Source organism: Peribacillus sp. AS_2 (genome assembly GCF_026891895.1).
GTDB classification, from domain to species: Bacteria; Bacillota; Bacilli; order Bacillales; family DSM-1321; genus Peribacillus; species Peribacillus frigoritolerans.
In genome coordinates this window covers 166,449-181,725 of the sequence record NZ_JAPTGA010000009.1, presented here as the reverse complement: position 1 = coordinate 181,725, position 15,277 = coordinate 166,449, and the positions used below count along the sequence as shown (strand labels likewise).

The following is a 15,277-nucleotide window of genomic DNA, read 5'->3' as shown; positions in this document are numbered from 1 at the left end:
TGAGTGTTGTTTCCGCTATTTATTTGAATAATTTGAAATAAGGTAATTTCAATGACTAGGAGGTCCAATAAATGGAGTTTGTTACAAGTCTAAACTCATCAGTCAACATTAAAGTAATTGGTATTGGCGGCGGAGGAAATAACGCCGTTAACCGTATGATCGAACATGGAGTTAAAGGTGTAGAATTTATAGCTGTTAATACAGATGCACAAGCTCTTAATTTATCAAAAGCAGAGATCAAGATACAAATCGGTGCAACATTGACAAAAGGTTTAGGATCAGGGGCAAATCCAGAGGTAGGTAAAAAAGCAGTTAAAGAAAGCAAAGAGCAGATCCAAGAAGCATTAAAAGGTACAGACATGGTACTCATTACAGCCGGAATGGGCGGCGGTATAGGAACGGGTGCTGCCCCTGTCATTGCTCAAATTGCCCGTGAGCTTGACATACTAACCATTGGCGTTGTAACACTTCCGTTTGCGTTTGAGGGCAATAAGCGTGCAACACAAGCAGCAGGAGGGATCTCCTTAATGAAGAAAGCAGTGGACACATTAATTGTCATTCCAAACGATCGCTTATTGGAGATTTTACATAAAAATACACCAATGCTTGAAGCATTTCTTGAAGCGGATAATGTTATTCGCCAAAGTATCCAAGGTATATCAGATTTAATTGCTGTACCAGGTTTAATCAACATTGATTTTGCAGACGTGAAAACAATCATGTCCAATAAAGGGTCTGCCTTAATAGGCATTGGCAGAGCAACAGGTAAACATCGCTCTGCGGAAGCTGCAAAGAAAGCCATTTCCAGTCCGTTACTTAACACTTCCATCGACGGAGCCCAGGGTGTGCTAATGAAACTCACAGGCGCCAATATAAGTCTATATGAAGTACAAGAAGCAGCAAATATTGTTACTTCCGAGGCAGATTCAGAGTTAAATATGATTTTCGGTTCTGTTATTAATGAAAACTTAAAAGATGAAATTATAGTAATTATCATTGCTACTGGCTTGAATGATCAGGAGGTTCCATCATTGAAAATGCCTGCGCGCCCTTCAATAACAGAAATGGAAAAACGGCTGTCACACGAGTTTTGATGCAAAATACGATTATTATAATTCACCAAGACCACAGTTAGTGAAAGTCAAATAGAAGGTATGGAGCAAGAATTATCTGAAAGTCCAGAAGATGGGACATAAATAGTTTCTATTAAGCTCCTTTTAACCTTTTCATATCCATAAAAAAGGTATGGAAACTGAAGACAGTAATAGATCGGTTTGTTTTCCCGCATTTTCTATTAATGGACTGCTTTCTTCCACATATCATATTGAACGGAAATGAATGGTTTGGGAAACATGGGAAAGTGGATTGATATGGATTCAAAAAAATACTTTGAGCCTATAACCCCGATTTTCATGTTGTTTCACCTCGAAAATGAAATAGTATTTTTATTATACGGCAAAATCTTATTAGCACTTAAAAAAATTCACCAAAAATCATGGTTTGAAAAGTGATTTGTTTGAAATTTAAGAATGGGGACCTCTTTACGGAGGTCCCCATTAATGAAGGCAAGGTTTCTTGTTCAAAGATACAATTCATTACGGAATATCATGTCCCATCGAGCTAGTAAATATGTTAAACCATTGCTCTTTTTCCATGCTTAAGTTTAGTGAATCGATGGCGCTGTCCAACCGTTCTTTCTTACCGGACCCAACGATTGGCATGATTTTTGCGGGATGCCTCAACAGCCAGGCATACATCACTTCATCTATTCCATTGGCACCGATTTCTTCTTTCACGGTTTCTAACATTTTTCTTAAACGGACAGCCTTTTCGTTCGATTCCTCAAAGATGCTGCCTCCTGCAAGCGGTGACCATGCCATAGGCGCAACGCCCTTTTCCAGACATAAGTTCAAGGTTCCGTCTTCGAAGTTTTCAAGATTGTATGCCGAAAGCTCCAGCTGATTCGTCACAAGCGGATAGTCTAGATATGATTGGAGCATATCCCATTGCGGTTTTTTGAAGTTCGATACTCCAAAGTTCCGGACCTTTCCTGATTCCTTTAATTGATTAAACGCCTCAGCCGTTTCCGCCGGGTCCATCAGGGGATCCGGACGATGGATAAGTAATAAATCAATATAATCCGTTTTAAGATTCATAAGGGATTGTTCAACAGACTTTATGATATGGGTTTTACTAGTATCGTAATGGTGACTTTTATGGGAAGGACGGTTTTCTGATTGAAGAACGATGCCACATTTCGTAACAATCTCCATTTTATCGCGTAATGAAGGCTTTAATGAAAGTGCGTTCCCAAAAATCTCCTCACACGTATAGCTTCCATATATATCGGCGTGATCATATGTAGTGACGCCCCGATCCATTCCGTGTTCAATAAGAGATAGGATATCCTCGGCAGAAAATCTCCAATCTGCCAATCTCCACATTCCGTGTACAATGCGTGAAAGACTAAGATCTTCATTTAGATTGACTCTTTGCATGTTTTTCTCCCCTTTTATAACATGATTGCGCTTGCTAATTAGTCGTTTGTTTTTCTTTCATGACTGCCCTTCGTTAATCAGTGACAGCATCTATTGCTACTGTCATGAACCTAGTATAATTTAAATTTTCGGAGAATCCTAATCTTGAGTGACCCTTATCTGCCATATTCGTTTAACTTAGGTTCATGAAGGAGGATATCTCCGCCTTCTCGTTGAAGTTCACACGTTATGAACATAAGAAAAAGGCTGCCGCAGCAACCTCTGAATATTGTTAGTTCTTTTGTGTTTTCTTGTGTAATTCCACGATTTCTATCGCTAAATCTTTTGTTGTCATGGAAGTCATCAAGTGATCTTGAGCATGGATCAAGAGCATTGGAATATCGAATTTCTCACCATTCACCTCTTGTTGAATCAATGCGGTTTGGATTTTATGTGCAGCAACAAACTCATGTTCCGCTTCCTTTAATTTATCCTGGGCATCACTTGATTTACCTTGTTTTTGCAAGGCAATGGCCTCCATTGCACAACTGCGGGCATTCCCGCTATGGAGAATTAATTGAAATGATAATTCTGATAGATCCTCTTTTGTTTTCGTCATTTTACCACTCCTTTTGATAGTATGTTATTTTGAAATTAATTGGAGGGCCGTACGCAATACTTCCTTGCCATTACAAGTTCCATAATGCATTGGATTTATCGTATCTACAGGTATTCCTTTTTCATCCCCTATTTTCTTTATATCATTAAGTTGATACCGAACTTGAGGGCCTAAAAGAATAACATCCACCTCATTTATATGGTTTCTTACTTCCATAGTGGCAACAGCCTGGATTTTCACGCTCAATCCTTCTTCCACCGCCGCTTTCTCCATCTTATTAACCAAAAGACTAGTGGACATACCTGCAGAACAGCATAATAAAATATTCATCATTATTCCTCCTTATAAATTAGGTTAGGTTATTTAATCAATCTAAATGTGCCCCATGGTTTAATATAATCCAGTAAAAAAAGTTCCTCTTTTACAACATGGGCGACTGCATTTTTACGTTCATCCAATGGCATATCCCTTAAGATGACTTGAAGTTCGCCTTTGTATTTACCAAAAGAATCATTGCCGATGAAAACGGCCCCTTTGCGCTGTGGGATACTTTCCCGGACTGCAAAATCTTCATTCGCATATTTTTTTCGGACCTCCACTGAACGGACCATATACTCGCTGATATCACCACGGCGAAGGTGTAATTCATCCAGTACAACTTTTTGCTCAATTGGTGACGCATCCGAATGGAGTTCCACTTTCAACTCGATCATGTCACGCTGTAAGGCCCCCAGCATTCTTAGTTCCTCTTCATTAGCGTAAGCATTCCCAATGATGACATCATCAATTAAACCTGTTGCCCATAGATGCTTGGCTTGTACATCAATTGAAAGTTCACGGTGCTGTTCTAATGTGCATAATCCATCATTTATACTCCAAGGACCTATATCACCGGTCTGTGAAGTAACGAATGCAGCTGTACGAATGCCATGTTCTTTAAACCGTTTACTGCAGGCGATGAAGAAGTCGTAAGGAAGACCTGTGAATTTTTGGGGAAAGAAATTATGACAGCCAATGATTTGATTTTTATTGCCCTGATGCGTCAGAATGTTCGATAAATAATCAACATCATTACTCATATTCAATTCGATTTTCAATCCATAAGGATTATAGGTCATTTTAGCTTCTTTCAAGCCATCGAATCCAAGATCCAGACGAACGCCGTCAGCTCCCATTTCTGCGAAAAAACTTAAATCGTCATAGCTAATATCAAACTTATCGAAAACAGCTGGAGCAACATCAAGTATGACTTCCATATGTAGCGCTTTCGCATAAGAAATAATATTTTTATATTCTTCCATGACAATTTCATATGGTTTTGAAACCGATAATAAACACGTGAATATTCGTTCAAAACCATAACTATGGGCAAGTTTAATATATTGCTTGTCTTTATCCGGTGTAGAGTGTTCCGGATAAATTGAAATACCTAATCTTCTCATAAGCTATCATTCACTCCTTTTCTACTTTCTTTCCATTGAGCCCGCTTAGTTTGTAATCCCATTAAATAGTCACGGTAGCGGGAGGATACCATTACAGAACAAATAATCGTTGGTACAATGACAATCAAATAATAAGTCGATCCCATTGCGGTAAATAGAAAGATTGAAAAGCTAATGATTAAAATAGACAGGCCAACCGATTTCCATGGTGTTAAACTTTCACCTAGCCGGGTACGGGAAAAAATGATTTGCGCCCCGACAAATGATAGAATTGCGAATATTATTTCAGGCATATTTAATGCCCGCTTTCTTTTCTTCCGGTCCAGCTTCTATTTTATTTTCATCACGTAGATGCTGCTTCTCGAACATCTTGAAAAATGGAAAATAGATCATTAATGAGATGACAAAATTCAATAAAACGAGAACCCCGGCCATGATTGTCCAATTTGTACTGATGACAGCGGCAATTGGACTAAAGACCGTGAACGGCAGTTTAGCCATTATCATCGGTATTAACCCTAATTGAAAGAATGTATAAGAAACGATGACATTTACCAAGGGGGCAACGATGAATGGAACCATTAAAATGGGGTTCATGACAATCGGCGCTCCAAAAATAATAGGTTCGTTAATATTAAAAATCCCTGGAACAAAGGACAGCTTACCCAGCTCTTTCAAATACTTCGATTTTGAAAATAGGAATAGTACAACAAGTGATAATGTCGATCCCGCCCCGCCAATCCAGACGAACCATTGAATGAATTGTTCGGTAAATAGGTTGGGCAAATTCGCCGCATTACCCGTTCTTGCAAATGTATCCATATTCTCGAGAATCGCCGAATCCCACATCGGCCGTATGATCGGACCCAATATTGCCGGTCCATGAATACCAAGAGACCAAAAGAAAACGATGAGAAAGACTGTAAGCAAACCTCCTATTAAACTATTGCCAACCAATAAATTTTTGAGAGGTGACACCAAAGTAGTGATGATCGAGTTAATGTCAAAGCCCAAACCATATCGAATGCCCCAGAAAAGAAGGACCACGACCAATGTTGGAATCAGGGCTGCAAAGGAATTCGAAACCATTGGCGGAACGCTTTCCGGTAATTTGATTTTTATATCGCGTTTAATCAAAAAATGAAAAATCTCAACGGAAATCAAGGATGTTACTATTGCCCCGAATAAAGATGCTGCGCTTAAAGAGCTGATAGGTAACCAGCGACCGGCTTCTATTACTCCTGGAACGGATTCCATGACTTGTGTAGGCACAACACATGTAATCAGAAAAGCTAAGACTGATAGAAGGCCTGCACTGAGCTGATCTAATTTATAATGTCCTGCAAGCGCTGACCCCACCCCAAAAGCTGCATATAAAGCCATTGCTCCGACCGTAAACCGAAACGGAACATCCAAAGCGGCACGATAAGGTGCAATCCATTCGTCATACCCATTGATTGGAAAATTTAACAAAATAACAAAGAATGATCCAATAATCGTCAGTGGAAGTGTTGCCAGAACACCGTGCCTGATTGCCAGCAGATGTCTTTGTGAACCAATTTTGTTTGCGACTGGAAGCACTTTCATTTCGAGTATCCCCATAAAATTATTCAATAACTTTTCCCCCTTTTGATTAAAAGTCTGAAAAAACACACAATTACAATAAATAAACATTATAACGTTATATTCATTATGTCAATATTTTTATTAAAAATATGGTTTATGTTATAAACTTTGAAATCCAAGAATACATAGTGCAGTTATAAATCCGCTGTTGATAAAAGTGGCGCAAACCCTTCTCGTGACTCCCCAAGTGCACAAAAAAAGAAAACTGGAAAATTGATCACTGCCAATTTCCTGCTTTCTTTTTTGAAATCACTTTTCACTTCCAGAATTGAGTGCAAAGATGAACCAAAGCCTACATACATTTCCCTACACTATATTTGTTAACCCTCAATTAAAGGTATATGATAGATTAAAAGACTGAAGGTGGAACGGCCTATCAATTCTGAAACGAGAAAACCAATAAACATTACCCTCAATCCGTACTTGAATAATAGACTCGCTAATTTGGCTGAAGAAAGAGGTATCCCCATCGAAAGACTGATGGATAAAGCGGTAGACTTGCTGCTTGAATACATGGAAGATAATGATACCGTTAATCAGGTGAAATACAGTAATAACGAAGCGATTGAAAAGAATAATGAATTGATTGCAAAAAGCAGAGAGTTCATAAATAAAAAACAAGCACATAACCCTTAGGTAAAGTACTTGTTTCATACTGTAGGCAAACTTGATGAAAATCGATTTTGCCTACAGTTTTTTATGGTTTTTATAATTTGAACGTTGGATTTTCACTCCAGGCACTCGCTTTTCGCGGGCGGACAACCCTCGGCGCCTTTAAACCTGCGCGGTCTCCCCTAGACTTTGATCTTCATGGAATGAATAAAACTAGAATTGATCTCTAATCATGATTCTATTCACCATCCCACTGCGGATTCCAAACGACTTCCCAAAGGTGTCCATCAGGGTCTTGAAAGTGTGCAGAGTATCCTCCCCAGAAGGTGTCATGTGCCGGATCGGTTATGATCGCTCCAGCCCTTTTTGCTTTTTCCAACACAATATCCACTTCCTCTTTACTGCCTACATTGTGACCAAGGGTAAATTCAGTAGGGCTTGCCGGAGACAAAGGAACCTTGGCTTCATGAGCTATATCCCTTCGATTCCATATGGCAAGCTTTAAGCAACCTTGCAGGTCGAAAAAGGCAACGGCTCCATGCTCAAATTCTTTGCCCACTATTCCTTCTGTCTGAAATCCCAGGCCATCCCGATAGAATTCCAGCGATTTTTCCAAATCATCCACACCTAATGTAATGACAGTAATACGTGACTTCATGGTTGTCCCCCTTCTTCTTAGTTTCTCCTTCTATTGTTTACCAACGCTTCTAGTTCAAGCCAGATCAAAATAAACAGGTTTTTTTGTGAATATAAACTGAATTCATGTATAGTAGAATGATTAACTGATCAAGCTCGAATATCAGGATTTACTCATTCACTTTACTTAAAATGTAATGATCCGAAAGGAAAAGCGATTACCAATGATTTCATTTATCCTCACCTTGAAACGTTTTCTAAAAGCACTCTGGTCCGCTTTTAAATTGAAGAACTTCCAGGTTCTTTTCGTCTTGGTCCTCGTTATGCTATTTTCCGGCACGATTTTCTATGTTAAGCAGGATGGTCTGACTGTGATTGAATCCCTTTACTTCTGTGTTGTTACTCTTAGCACGGTTGGGCATCCCAGTTTTGAACCGCAGACAACATTAGGAAAAGTGTTAACAATGATTTATATTGTAGGCGGCACCGGATTATTTATGGGCTTAATAGGATACCTAGCATACGCAATCATAAAGAAACCGGAAAACGGGAGCAACAGCAACAAAATCTGAATGCAAAGGAATGCTTATAATAATTGGCATTCCTTTTTTATCGTAATACAATCACCCTTCACTACAACAAGTACAGGTTCTCTGCTGAATAACAGTTGTTTATGTAGGAGCACAAATCTCCCTTTATATTGGAGACCGTCGAACTTTCATTAACATAGGATGTTAGTGAGACGGCATTCGTACAATATATATTTTATTAAAAATAATTATTTTCTTCATAAGTAAAGTACTAGGAAACAATCAAAAAGAATTCAATATTAATTTTCCAAGAGACTATATTGAATTGCTAAAAATTAAAAATGGCGGGTAGCTCAAATATCAGCCTTTGCCCCTAAATTTTAAAAGTTCTTGAGCTGTTGATCTACATTATCTTTATGGAATTAAAAAATGTCCCCACTCAAAGCAAGTAGGGACTTTTCAATGTTTCGCAGTAAAAATAGGTGTAGGGTATCCACGTTATTCTTTTGTATTGATCATTTTAAAAAAAAGACCCTCTCTAAGGGTGGGCTTTGAAAGATGGAGGAACCTTGGAGATATTGTTCACCTTACAAAATAAAAAGGGTCAGCCAATCTGTCAAAACCCTATCTGCATACTTTTGCTCTATATATACATTTACTTTCTGGAGCATATACGGTCTATTGCCATAATCGTTGCATTTCTTCTGCAGTCACTGCATCTGCTTTGGTAACATGAACAGTACCAAATGGATGATTAGGAGGAGCATATATCGAGTAAAGCTTTAGAGGAATATTACCTGTATTAACTACATTATGCCATGTGCCAGCGGGTATCATTATTGCATAATCATCATAGACGTTTCTTACAAAGTTTAAATTATCCTTTCTATTGCCCATTTGAACAACCCCTTGACCTTGTTCAATACGTAAAAATTGGTCAACGTTTGGGTGAATTTCTAAACCAATATCTTCACCAACTTTAAGACTCATCAATGTAACTTGCAAATGTTTTCCTGTCCATAAGGCGGTACGGTAGGTTGTGTTTTGTTTCGTACCCTCATTGATATTCAATACAAATGGCTTACGTCCATAATCTTTTACCTCAAAATTATTTCTTCCATTTGATGATTGTAAATAGCCCAAATGATTAACATTATTTACACTCCAATAATCAGGATTTCTTAAATGGTTATACATTGGTTCATTAACATAATAAGAATTTTGATATTGATAGGGATGTGGATGGATATAAGGAGCATAGTACATTTTTCTCAACCCTTCACAGTTTTTAAAATTATCATATGCACTTGTTAAGTGAATGTACTTGAAACATAAAAAAGCCCCTACTTATATGAGTAAGGGGCTTCAGACTGTAGACAAACTCGATGAAAATCGAGTTTGTCTATTTTTATGCCTTGTACAATTTGGACGTTGATTGGAACGTAGGGCACTCGCTTTCCGCGGGCGGTCGGGGAGCCTCCTCGGCTTTCGCCTGCGGGGTCTCCCCTAGACGCGCTTTCTAAGCAGGAGTCTCGAACACCCGCTCCAATCAACTTTGTCTTACCTTTTAGATAGAACACTTTTGCCTGGAGTCATTTTTGTTTTCAACAGTAACGATGGCTGCCTTAATCTTAGCTCCCCATAGCCATTTAATGATCAAATATTCTTTTGATCTCCAATCAGGATGAATTTACTTTAATCCTTTATATTGGTCTTTTAATAAATGTAAAATAACCTAAATCATAATGGCCCTCTCGATTGAGAAGGGCCTTTTATGGATTGCACTTATTCTTCAAGCTCTTTTTTCTTGTTCAAGAGTTGGAGGTATTCCCTATCCAATTCCGCTTTTTCTTCTTCCTTCATAACACTGGACAGTTTACCAAGTGTCTCGATGATTTGCACTTCAATCATAAGAAGCTCAGCCTGTTTATCTTCAAGGCCATCCTTGCGAGTGGCTGATTTTGTTGATTCCTTATTTATAGCACATACTCTCGGAGGTTCTTTTTCAAATGAAAGTGAATGTGTTGCAAGAGATTCGATCAATGAACGATCATGAGTCACAAAAACGATCGTTCCTGGATATGCTTTTAACACTTCTGTTAAAGCCTCTTTAGTATGAATATCCAGGTAATTTGTAGGTTCATCCAAAACCAGTACATTATAGTTTCCCAAAAAAACTTTTGCTAGGGAAGCCCTGACTTTTTCCCCACCGCTTAAAAGTGATACTTGTTTGTGAACGTCATTTCCTTTAAAAGCTAATCGTGATAAAAGTGTACGAATAAAGGCTTGTTTGTAGGGACTGTTCTCCAATATATTTTCGAGAACCGTTTTACTTTCATTTAAATTTTCTTGTTGTTGGGCAAAAAATCCAATCTTTGCTGGCATCGCGACATATAAATCTGGGTGCCTTTCAACTATCTTTTTCAATAATGTCGTTTTTCCTGAACCATTTTGACCACTGATGGCGAGTCTGCAAGCTAGGGGGACATCTCCGAAAATATGTTGTTTCAGCACCCGTGACCCGACTTTCAGGGAACAGCCATTAAATCGAATGACCCTTTTGCTATGCAAAGATGGAAATTCTGAAATATCAAAGATGATGGGGGGATCTTCCCTCGGTTTTTCTCTTTTTGCTAATTTTTCGATTCGAGTTTCGATCGCTTCAGCAGAACGGTTCAATTTCGCCTTCTGTTTCCCGGAGCTCCGTTTATGCAGCCTTGCTTCTGAATTACCCATTCGTTTAGGGGCTTTCCTAATTGAATCGGATTTGGCTTGGAGGTTTTGTGCAGCCTGTTTCAACCGGTTCTTTTCGCGGGTATACTCTTCATATTGCTTATTTTCCTTTTCTGTTTTTACCTGCTTTTGTTCTATATACGCTTCGTAATTCCCTTCATATACCGTTACCTTGCCTTGCTCAACTTCCCATATTGTTGTACATAGATGATTCAAGAATGCTTTATCATGTGAAGTAAGCAAAATAGCGCCATTAAAAGATTTTAAATCTTTTTCCAATTGTTCAATTCCGAATATATCCAAATGGCTGGTAGGTTCATCCGCGATCAATACATCCGCACCGGAAGAAAGGGCTGCGGCGATTTTTCTTCGGGTTCGTTCACCGCCGCTTATGATTTCTTGATTCTCATCGGGCAGTTTCCATATACTCGTTAATGCCCCGCTTATTTCTTGTTCAGTTTCTTCCATCTGCGGGATATAGCTGACTGTTCCATAGCTCTCGATATGACCGGAATCGGGTTCCCTCACTCCCGCTAGTATGGAAAGCAGGGTCGTTTTACCTTCTCCATTCCTGCCAACCAAACCAACACGGTCATGACAGTAAGGATGAAGTGTATCAACAGATAGAACTTCACGGCTTCCGTAACTTTTCTTTAAATCATTCGCTTTTAAAAATAACATAAAAAAATCCCCCTCCATTTTTCTAGAGAGAGTTCGCCTGTTACTAAATTAATATACATAAACCAAATATACCTCATCTGATTGGATATCAGAAAAAGTAATTGTATATGAATTAGTACCTATAAACGAACAGACGAATCCCATCTCTAAACATAATCATTAAAAACCTCACATGGGTATCTAAAAAGATTTTGTTCAAATGAAAAAATGAATTCACTTTACTTACCGATAAATCCGGTATGCAAACAAAGTGACGGCTTATTTTCATTGAACATATCTAACCGATTACACCCATTGAAATTGATTCAGATTTACTGTTTATTTGATAAGATTACTGCTTCAATGTATAAGGTACCTTTTCCTTCCAATGTAATGAATTAATGATTGCATATCATTCATATGTTTGTAAAGCAGATTTAGACCTTTTTTTAATTCATAATGAAAGAGAGAGTTAATTGGGCTCTACATGGACATGAACATCATACACTCCATGATTTTTCATCATCACTTTTTCTACATGTGTCGCTATATCATGTGCTTCTTTAATATCCAAGGTGGAATTGACGAGGATCACAACATCAATCACTTCATTGTTCCCGTAATTTCTTCCTTTAATTTCTTTTATCCCCTTGACTCCATCTACATTTGTAATTACATCCTTATATAGATGAATTTTATTTTCATCAAAACCGTCAGAAAGTTCATGTGAGGCTTGACTGAATATATCCCAGGCTGTTTTGCATATTAATAATCCGACAATGATGGCCGTAAGGGGATCAAGCCAAGGCATGTTTAATTGGGATCCGAAAATCCCTATAGCTGTTCCTATACTTACCCAAGCATCGGAAATATTATCTTTCGAAGCTGCCATAACGGCTTTACTGTTAATTTTCATAGCAAGCTTTTTATTATATCGGTATACAAAATACATGGCTATTGCTGATAAAACACCTACATATCCGGCAATAATGTCAGGTGATTCCTCTCCACCTTTAAGCATGGAAGCAACAGCATCTATCAATACTTGTACACCAACGGCAAACATGATAAATGAAGCTACCATTGATGCAATCGTTTCACTCTTCCAATGACCATAACCATGATCTTTATCGGCGGGCCTTTGAGCTAGCCTTAAACCGATCAGTACGGCAAGGGACGCGATAATATCAGTCGTGTTGTTCAACCCATCCGCTTTTAAAGCCGCTGAGTCGCTTATGTATCCGATAGCCAGCTTTATGATTGATAGACAAATATAAGCAATAATACTGATGATTGCACCACGTTCGCCTAATTTGAGGTCATTATATTTTTGTTCTTCCATTCAACTTCCCCCCACAATTAAGTACCTGAATATCATATCAACTTAAAAATGGGTGGGTCTATAGCAACCTTTTTGTATCGCTTTATATAAGTAAGTGATAGATAACTATGTTGCATATGGCAAACTATCTGAATAGAATAATATTTATGGTAGTTTTATTATAGGAAAAGCCCTTATGCTGCAAATTCCCCTCCGAAATAAGATTTGTTGCATTAGAAAAGGGTTGCGGTAACACAACCCTCACTGCTAAGTAGAAGTACAACTTATTTAGGGAATGAAGTTCCTACTCATAAATAATATTATATGTCGGTTTAATCACACCGTTTGGGAATTGTTTCATTTCAACTAAATCTAATTTTAGACTTGGCTTAATACTGCCGAAAAGAGGAATGCCTTCACCAATTATGACTGGATTCACTTTAAGCACCAATTGATCAATGAGTTTATGTTTCAATAACGTTCCAGCCAGTTCTCCGCCCCCGCAAAGCCATAGCTTTCCGTCACTTTGCTGTTTGAGGTTTTCAATAAACGCAACAGCGTCACCTTCGATAAGTTCTACCTCCTCATTCGATTCAAACTGAAGGGAGCTCGAAAATATATAATGTTTCAAACCCTTATAACCTGGTTCACCCGGTTTGGCTCCGAATTGAAATCCAAATTCATATGTTTTACTTCCCATCAACACCGCTTCATATTGCTGGATATCGGATAAAAAGTCCGGGACATGATCTCCTTCAAATAAGAAAAAAGAATGATTGATATCCCCTTCCAACATTGCTTGGTCTGCAATGAAATGATCCAGTGAAACGGCTACATGATATACCAATTGTGCCACTTAGCATCCCTCCAATAGAGATTACACATTCTACACGTACTTTATTTCGTTAGCCTCATATGGTATCAGATAGCCATATCGATTATTCTTTTGATATAGTATTCATTTGTTTCGACACCCAATTGAGTAAATAGGTATTCATTTAGTGAGGAATTCTGGGATCATACGTCTCAACGTTTTAATAATTTCATTTGAATTGCGGCCACAATCCCAACTTTCCAACAGGGATAACTGCTTTCCAGCTAACTTACTTCTATTGCCCTCAATTTTTGTCCATACTCCATAGGGAACATCTAAATGCTCTTCCATTTCCATATACCAACCAGACACAATCAGCCACCGTATCCTATCAAGATTGGATAGTGCATATAGCATTTCCCTTCTCATAACAGCCCTGTAGGTTTCATGGACAAATGCAAGCTTCCTCTCCAATGCTCAACTTCATCAGGTGTAGGTTTATACACTTTCTCTGCCGATTCTTTTATAATAGGACTCATAATATTAAAAGGATCATAGATGACTTCTACCTCTTTTAACCAAATGGAGGGAACAATTTCCTTAGGTGCATGATACCAGCTATCAACTTTTACAAAGGTATTATAATGAGTGACGACATACGGTGAATAAGGATTGCAGTCTTCGTGAAATGAAACATCTCCCCAATTATTGGCTCTATCCCTTTTTCCCTTTAAAAACTTCTGCTTTACGTTTTGGATTAACAATGGTGTGCAAATCTATATCGGAGTATTGATCATCGTTTCCTTTTGCTAATGAACCAGCAATGTAAATAGCCCAAACATCAGGATCTGCCAATAAATCTTTTAATGCATTTTCCAAAAGAATATCGCGTTGTTCCGGTAAAAATGCATCTCTTTCGTTATGGTTGCTAACGAATCCCGCACACAAGACCATCTCCTTTTTTTGTAAAGCCGTCAAAGTAATATATATTCGTGAATCAGAATAAAATCCCTTTAGCAGAATTGCCGTGTCAGATATATATACTGCTTTTTACCTCCTTGTTTTCTTTGCTGAGTACCTCTTTACCGGGCAACTATCCTCATTCTCGCCTATGTGGTATTATTTTGAATATTAAATTAAAAGGAGGCATCATTTCATGTTATTTGCAAATACTCCCGAACCGCCCTATTACGCTTGCATTTTTACTTCGCTAAGAAGCGATAAGGATGCCGCAAGCTATAATTCAACCGCAGAATTCATGGATGAACTTGCCGCTCAACAAGATGGCTATTTAGGAGTCGAAAGCGTAAGAGATCAAAACGGGTTAGGAATTACCGTATCCTATTGGAAGTCCTTGGATGCCATAAAGCTTTGGAAGGAAAATGCCGCTCACAAAAAGGCACAAGAAAAAGGTATGAAAGATTGGTACTCGTCATACACTACCCGAATTTGTAAGGTTGAAAGAGATTATACAAGCAAATGAGTAAACTAAGATTTATGAATATATAGTTATAAAAAAAACCGCTCTACTATTTTGGGTTTGTAAATTCGAACGTTGATTTCCATTCCAGGCACTCGCTTTCCGCGGGCGGTCCGGGAGCCTCCTCGGCGCTCTTCGCGCCTGTGGGGTCTCCCTTGGACGCGCTTTTCCCGCAGGAGTCTCGTACCTTCCATTTCAATCAACTAGATTTTTTTTCACTTTAGGATGTTCATCCAAAACCATGTTCAAGACTAATTCCCAATATGAATTTTTACTGTTTTGTGAAACACTTATTAAATTCGACAATTTCACCATACCCTTGGAGAG

17 protein-coding genes are annotated in these 15,277 nt (G+C 38.4%); 4 read left to right on the top strand and 13 right to left on the bottom strand.

The features are described 5' to 3' along the window. Positions 1 to 71: 71 nt before the first annotated feature. Positions 72 to 1,094, top strand: a complete 1,023-nt coding sequence (gene ftsZ / locus OTG27_RS17315) for a cell division protein FtsZ (RefSeq protein ID WP_268937554.1) — start codon at positions 72 to 74, stop codon at positions 1,092 to 1,094. A 501-nt stretch (positions 1,095 to 1,595) separates the two neighbouring features. Here ftsZ and OTG27_RS17310 read toward each other — a convergent pair. The 6 genes from OTG27_RS17310 to OTG27_RS17285 form a co-directional block, all read right to left on the bottom strand. Then, a complete protein-coding gene (locus tag OTG27_RS17310) occupies positions 1,596 to 2,498 on the bottom strand; it encodes an aldo/keto reductase (RefSeq protein ID WP_268937553.1) in 903 nt (300 codons plus the stop codon). Positions 2,499 to 2,769: 271 nt separating this feature from the next. Beyond that, positions 2,770 to 3,096, bottom strand: coding sequence for a PTS sugar transporter subunit IIA (locus OTG27_RS17305; RefSeq protein ID WP_063576673.1), 327 nt, complete (start codon positions 3,094 to 3,096; stop codon positions 2,770 to 2,772). Positions 3,097 to 3,120: 24 nt separating this feature from the next. After that, positions 3,121 to 3,426, bottom strand: coding sequence for a PTS sugar transporter subunit IIB (locus tag OTG27_RS17300; protein ID WP_048685915.1), 306 nt, complete (start codon positions 3,424 to 3,426; stop codon positions 3,121 to 3,123). Positions 3,427 to 3,455: 29 nt separating this feature from the next. Further along, positions 3,456 to 4,538, bottom strand: coding sequence for a DUF871 domain-containing protein (locus OTG27_RS17295; RefSeq protein ID WP_268937552.1), 1,083 nt, complete (start codon positions 4,536 to 4,538; stop codon positions 3,456 to 3,458). Then, the gene (locus tag OTG27_RS17290) at positions 4,535 to 4,831 is read right to left on the bottom strand and encodes a hypothetical protein (protein ID WP_057276149.1); all 297 of its coding nucleotides are present in this window, start codon (positions 4,829 to 4,831) and stop codon (positions 4,535 to 4,537) included. The genes OTG27_RS17295 and OTG27_RS17290 overlap by 4 nt, the downstream gene beginning before the upstream one ends. Next, on the bottom strand, positions 4,824 to 6,152 hold the full coding sequence (locus tag OTG27_RS17285) for a PTS sugar transporter subunit IIC (RefSeq protein ID WP_268937551.1): 1,329 nt from the start codon (positions 6,150 to 6,152) through the stop codon (positions 4,824 to 4,826). The genes OTG27_RS17290 and OTG27_RS17285 overlap by 8 nt, the downstream gene beginning before the upstream one ends. Positions 6,153 to 6,527: 375 nt before the next feature. Here OTG27_RS17285 and OTG27_RS17280 point away from each other — a divergent pair, with 375 nt between their 5' ends. Then, positions 6,528 to 6,800, top strand: a complete 273-nt coding sequence (locus OTG27_RS17280) for a ribbon-helix-helix domain-containing protein (RefSeq protein WP_198426235.1) — start codon at positions 6,528 to 6,530, stop codon at positions 6,798 to 6,800. Positions 6,801 to 7,014: 214 nt separating this feature from the next. Here the strand turns inward: OTG27_RS17280 and OTG27_RS17275 are convergent, their stop codons facing one another. Continuing rightward, entirely contained in the window at positions 7,015 to 7,434 is a 420-nt protein-coding gene (locus tag OTG27_RS17275; protein WP_098866559.1) for a VOC family protein, read from the bottom strand. Positions 7,435 to 7,636: 202 nt separating this feature from the next. Here OTG27_RS17275 and OTG27_RS17270 point away from each other — a divergent pair, with 202 nt between their 5' ends. Further along, positions 7,637 to 7,984 carry a potassium channel family protein gene (locus OTG27_RS17270; protein WP_268937550.1) on the top strand — a complete coding sequence of 116 codons (348 nt, stop codon included), beginning with the start codon at positions 7,637 to 7,639 and terminating at the stop codon, positions 7,982 to 7,984. 636 nt (positions 7,985 to 8,620) lie between these two features. On the opposite strand, the gene OTG27_RS17265 is transcribed toward OTG27_RS17270, so the two are convergent. From OTG27_RS17265 to OTG27_RS17240, 6 genes are all read right to left on the bottom strand, one after another. Beyond that, on the bottom strand, positions 8,621 to 9,208 hold the full coding sequence (locus OTG27_RS17265) for a cupin domain-containing protein (RefSeq protein ID WP_268937549.1): 588 nt from the start codon (positions 9,206 to 9,208) through the stop codon (positions 8,621 to 8,623). Between the two features lie 519 nt (positions 9,209 to 9,727). Further along, the gene (abc-f, locus tag OTG27_RS17260; RefSeq protein ID WP_268937548.1) at positions 9,728 to 11,356 is read right to left on the bottom strand and encodes a ribosomal protection-like ABC-F family protein; all 1,629 of its coding nucleotides are present in this window, start codon (positions 11,354 to 11,356) and stop codon (positions 9,728 to 9,730) included. A gap of 451 nt (positions 11,357 to 11,807) precedes the next feature. Continuing rightward, on the bottom strand, positions 11,808 to 12,677 hold the full coding sequence (locus OTG27_RS17255; protein ID WP_268937547.1) for a cation diffusion facilitator family transporter: 870 nt from the start codon (positions 12,675 to 12,677) through the stop codon (positions 11,808 to 11,810). Between the two features lie 283 nt (positions 12,678 to 12,960). Then, positions 12,961 to 13,512: a dihydrofolate reductase family protein gene (locus tag OTG27_RS17250; RefSeq protein WP_268937546.1), complete on the bottom strand. Its 552-nt coding sequence runs from the start codon at positions 13,510 to 13,512 to the stop codon at positions 12,961 to 12,963. A gap of 138 nt (positions 13,513 to 13,650) precedes the next feature. After that, a complete protein-coding gene (locus OTG27_RS17245) occupies positions 13,651 to 13,944 on the bottom strand; it encodes a hypothetical protein (RefSeq protein WP_268937545.1) in 294 nt (97 codons plus the stop codon). Positions 13,945 to 14,184: 240 nt separating this feature from the next. Then, positions 14,185 to 14,448, bottom strand: a complete 264-nt coding sequence (locus OTG27_RS17240; RefSeq protein ID WP_268937544.1) for a nucleotidyltransferase domain-containing protein — start codon at positions 14,446 to 14,448, stop codon at positions 14,185 to 14,187. A gap of 178 nt (positions 14,449 to 14,626) precedes the next feature. Between OTG27_RS17240 and OTG27_RS17235 the strand changes: the two genes are divergently transcribed. Continuing rightward, positions 14,627 to 14,953 (top strand): antibiotic biosynthesis monooxygenase family protein, encoded by a 327-nt coding sequence (locus tag OTG27_RS17235; protein ID WP_057276156.1) that lies wholly within the window; start codon positions 14,627 to 14,629, stop codon positions 14,951 to 14,953. Positions 14,954 to 15,277: the final 324 nt, after the last annotated feature.

What these genes read in the sequence shown, in the direction of transcription:
- ftsZ (WP_268937554.1), top strand. Translation starts at nt 72, where the DNA reads ATGGAGTTTGTTACAAGTCTAAACTCATCAGTCAACATTAAAGTAATT.
- OTG27_RS17310 (WP_268937553.1), bottom strand. Translation starts at nt 2,498, where the DNA reads ATGCAAAGAGTCAATCTAAATGAAGATCTTAGTCTTTCACGCATTGTA.
- OTG27_RS17305 (WP_063576673.1), bottom strand. Translation starts at nt 3,096, where the DNA reads ATGACGAAAACAAAAGAGGATCTATCAGAATTATCATTTCAATTAATT.
- OTG27_RS17300 (WP_048685915.1), bottom strand. Translation starts at nt 3,426, where the DNA reads ATGAATATTTTATTATGCTGTTCTGCAGGTATGTCCACTAGTCTTTTG.
- OTG27_RS17295 (WP_268937552.1), bottom strand. Translation starts at nt 4,538, where the DNA reads ATGAGAAGATTAGGTATTTCAATTTATCCGGAACACTCTACACCGGAT.
- OTG27_RS17290 (WP_057276149.1), bottom strand. Translation starts at nt 4,831, where the DNA reads ATGCCTGAAATAATATTCGCAATTCTATCATTTGTCGGGGCGCAAATC.
- OTG27_RS17275 (WP_098866559.1), bottom strand. Translation starts at nt 7,434, where the DNA reads ATGAAGTCACGTATTACTGTCATTACATTAGGTGTGGATGATTTGGAA.
- OTG27_RS17270 (WP_268937550.1), top strand. Translation starts at nt 7,637, where the DNA reads ATGATTTCATTTATCCTCACCTTGAAACGTTTTCTAAAAGCACTCTGG.
- OTG27_RS17265 (WP_268937549.1), bottom strand. Translation starts at nt 9,208, where the DNA reads ATGTACTATGCTCCTTATATCCATCCACATCCCTATCAATATCAAAAT.
- abc-f (WP_268937548.1), bottom strand. Translation starts at nt 11,356, where the DNA reads ATGTTATTTTTAAAAGCGAATGATTTAAAGAAAAGTTACGGAAGCCGT.
- OTG27_RS17255 (WP_268937547.1), bottom strand. Translation starts at nt 12,677, where the DNA reads ATGGAAGAACAAAAATATAATGACCTCAAATTAGGCGAACGTGGTGCA.
- OTG27_RS17235 (WP_057276156.1), top strand. Translation starts at nt 14,627, where the DNA reads ATGTTATTTGCAAATACTCCCGAACCGCCCTATTACGCTTGCATTTTT.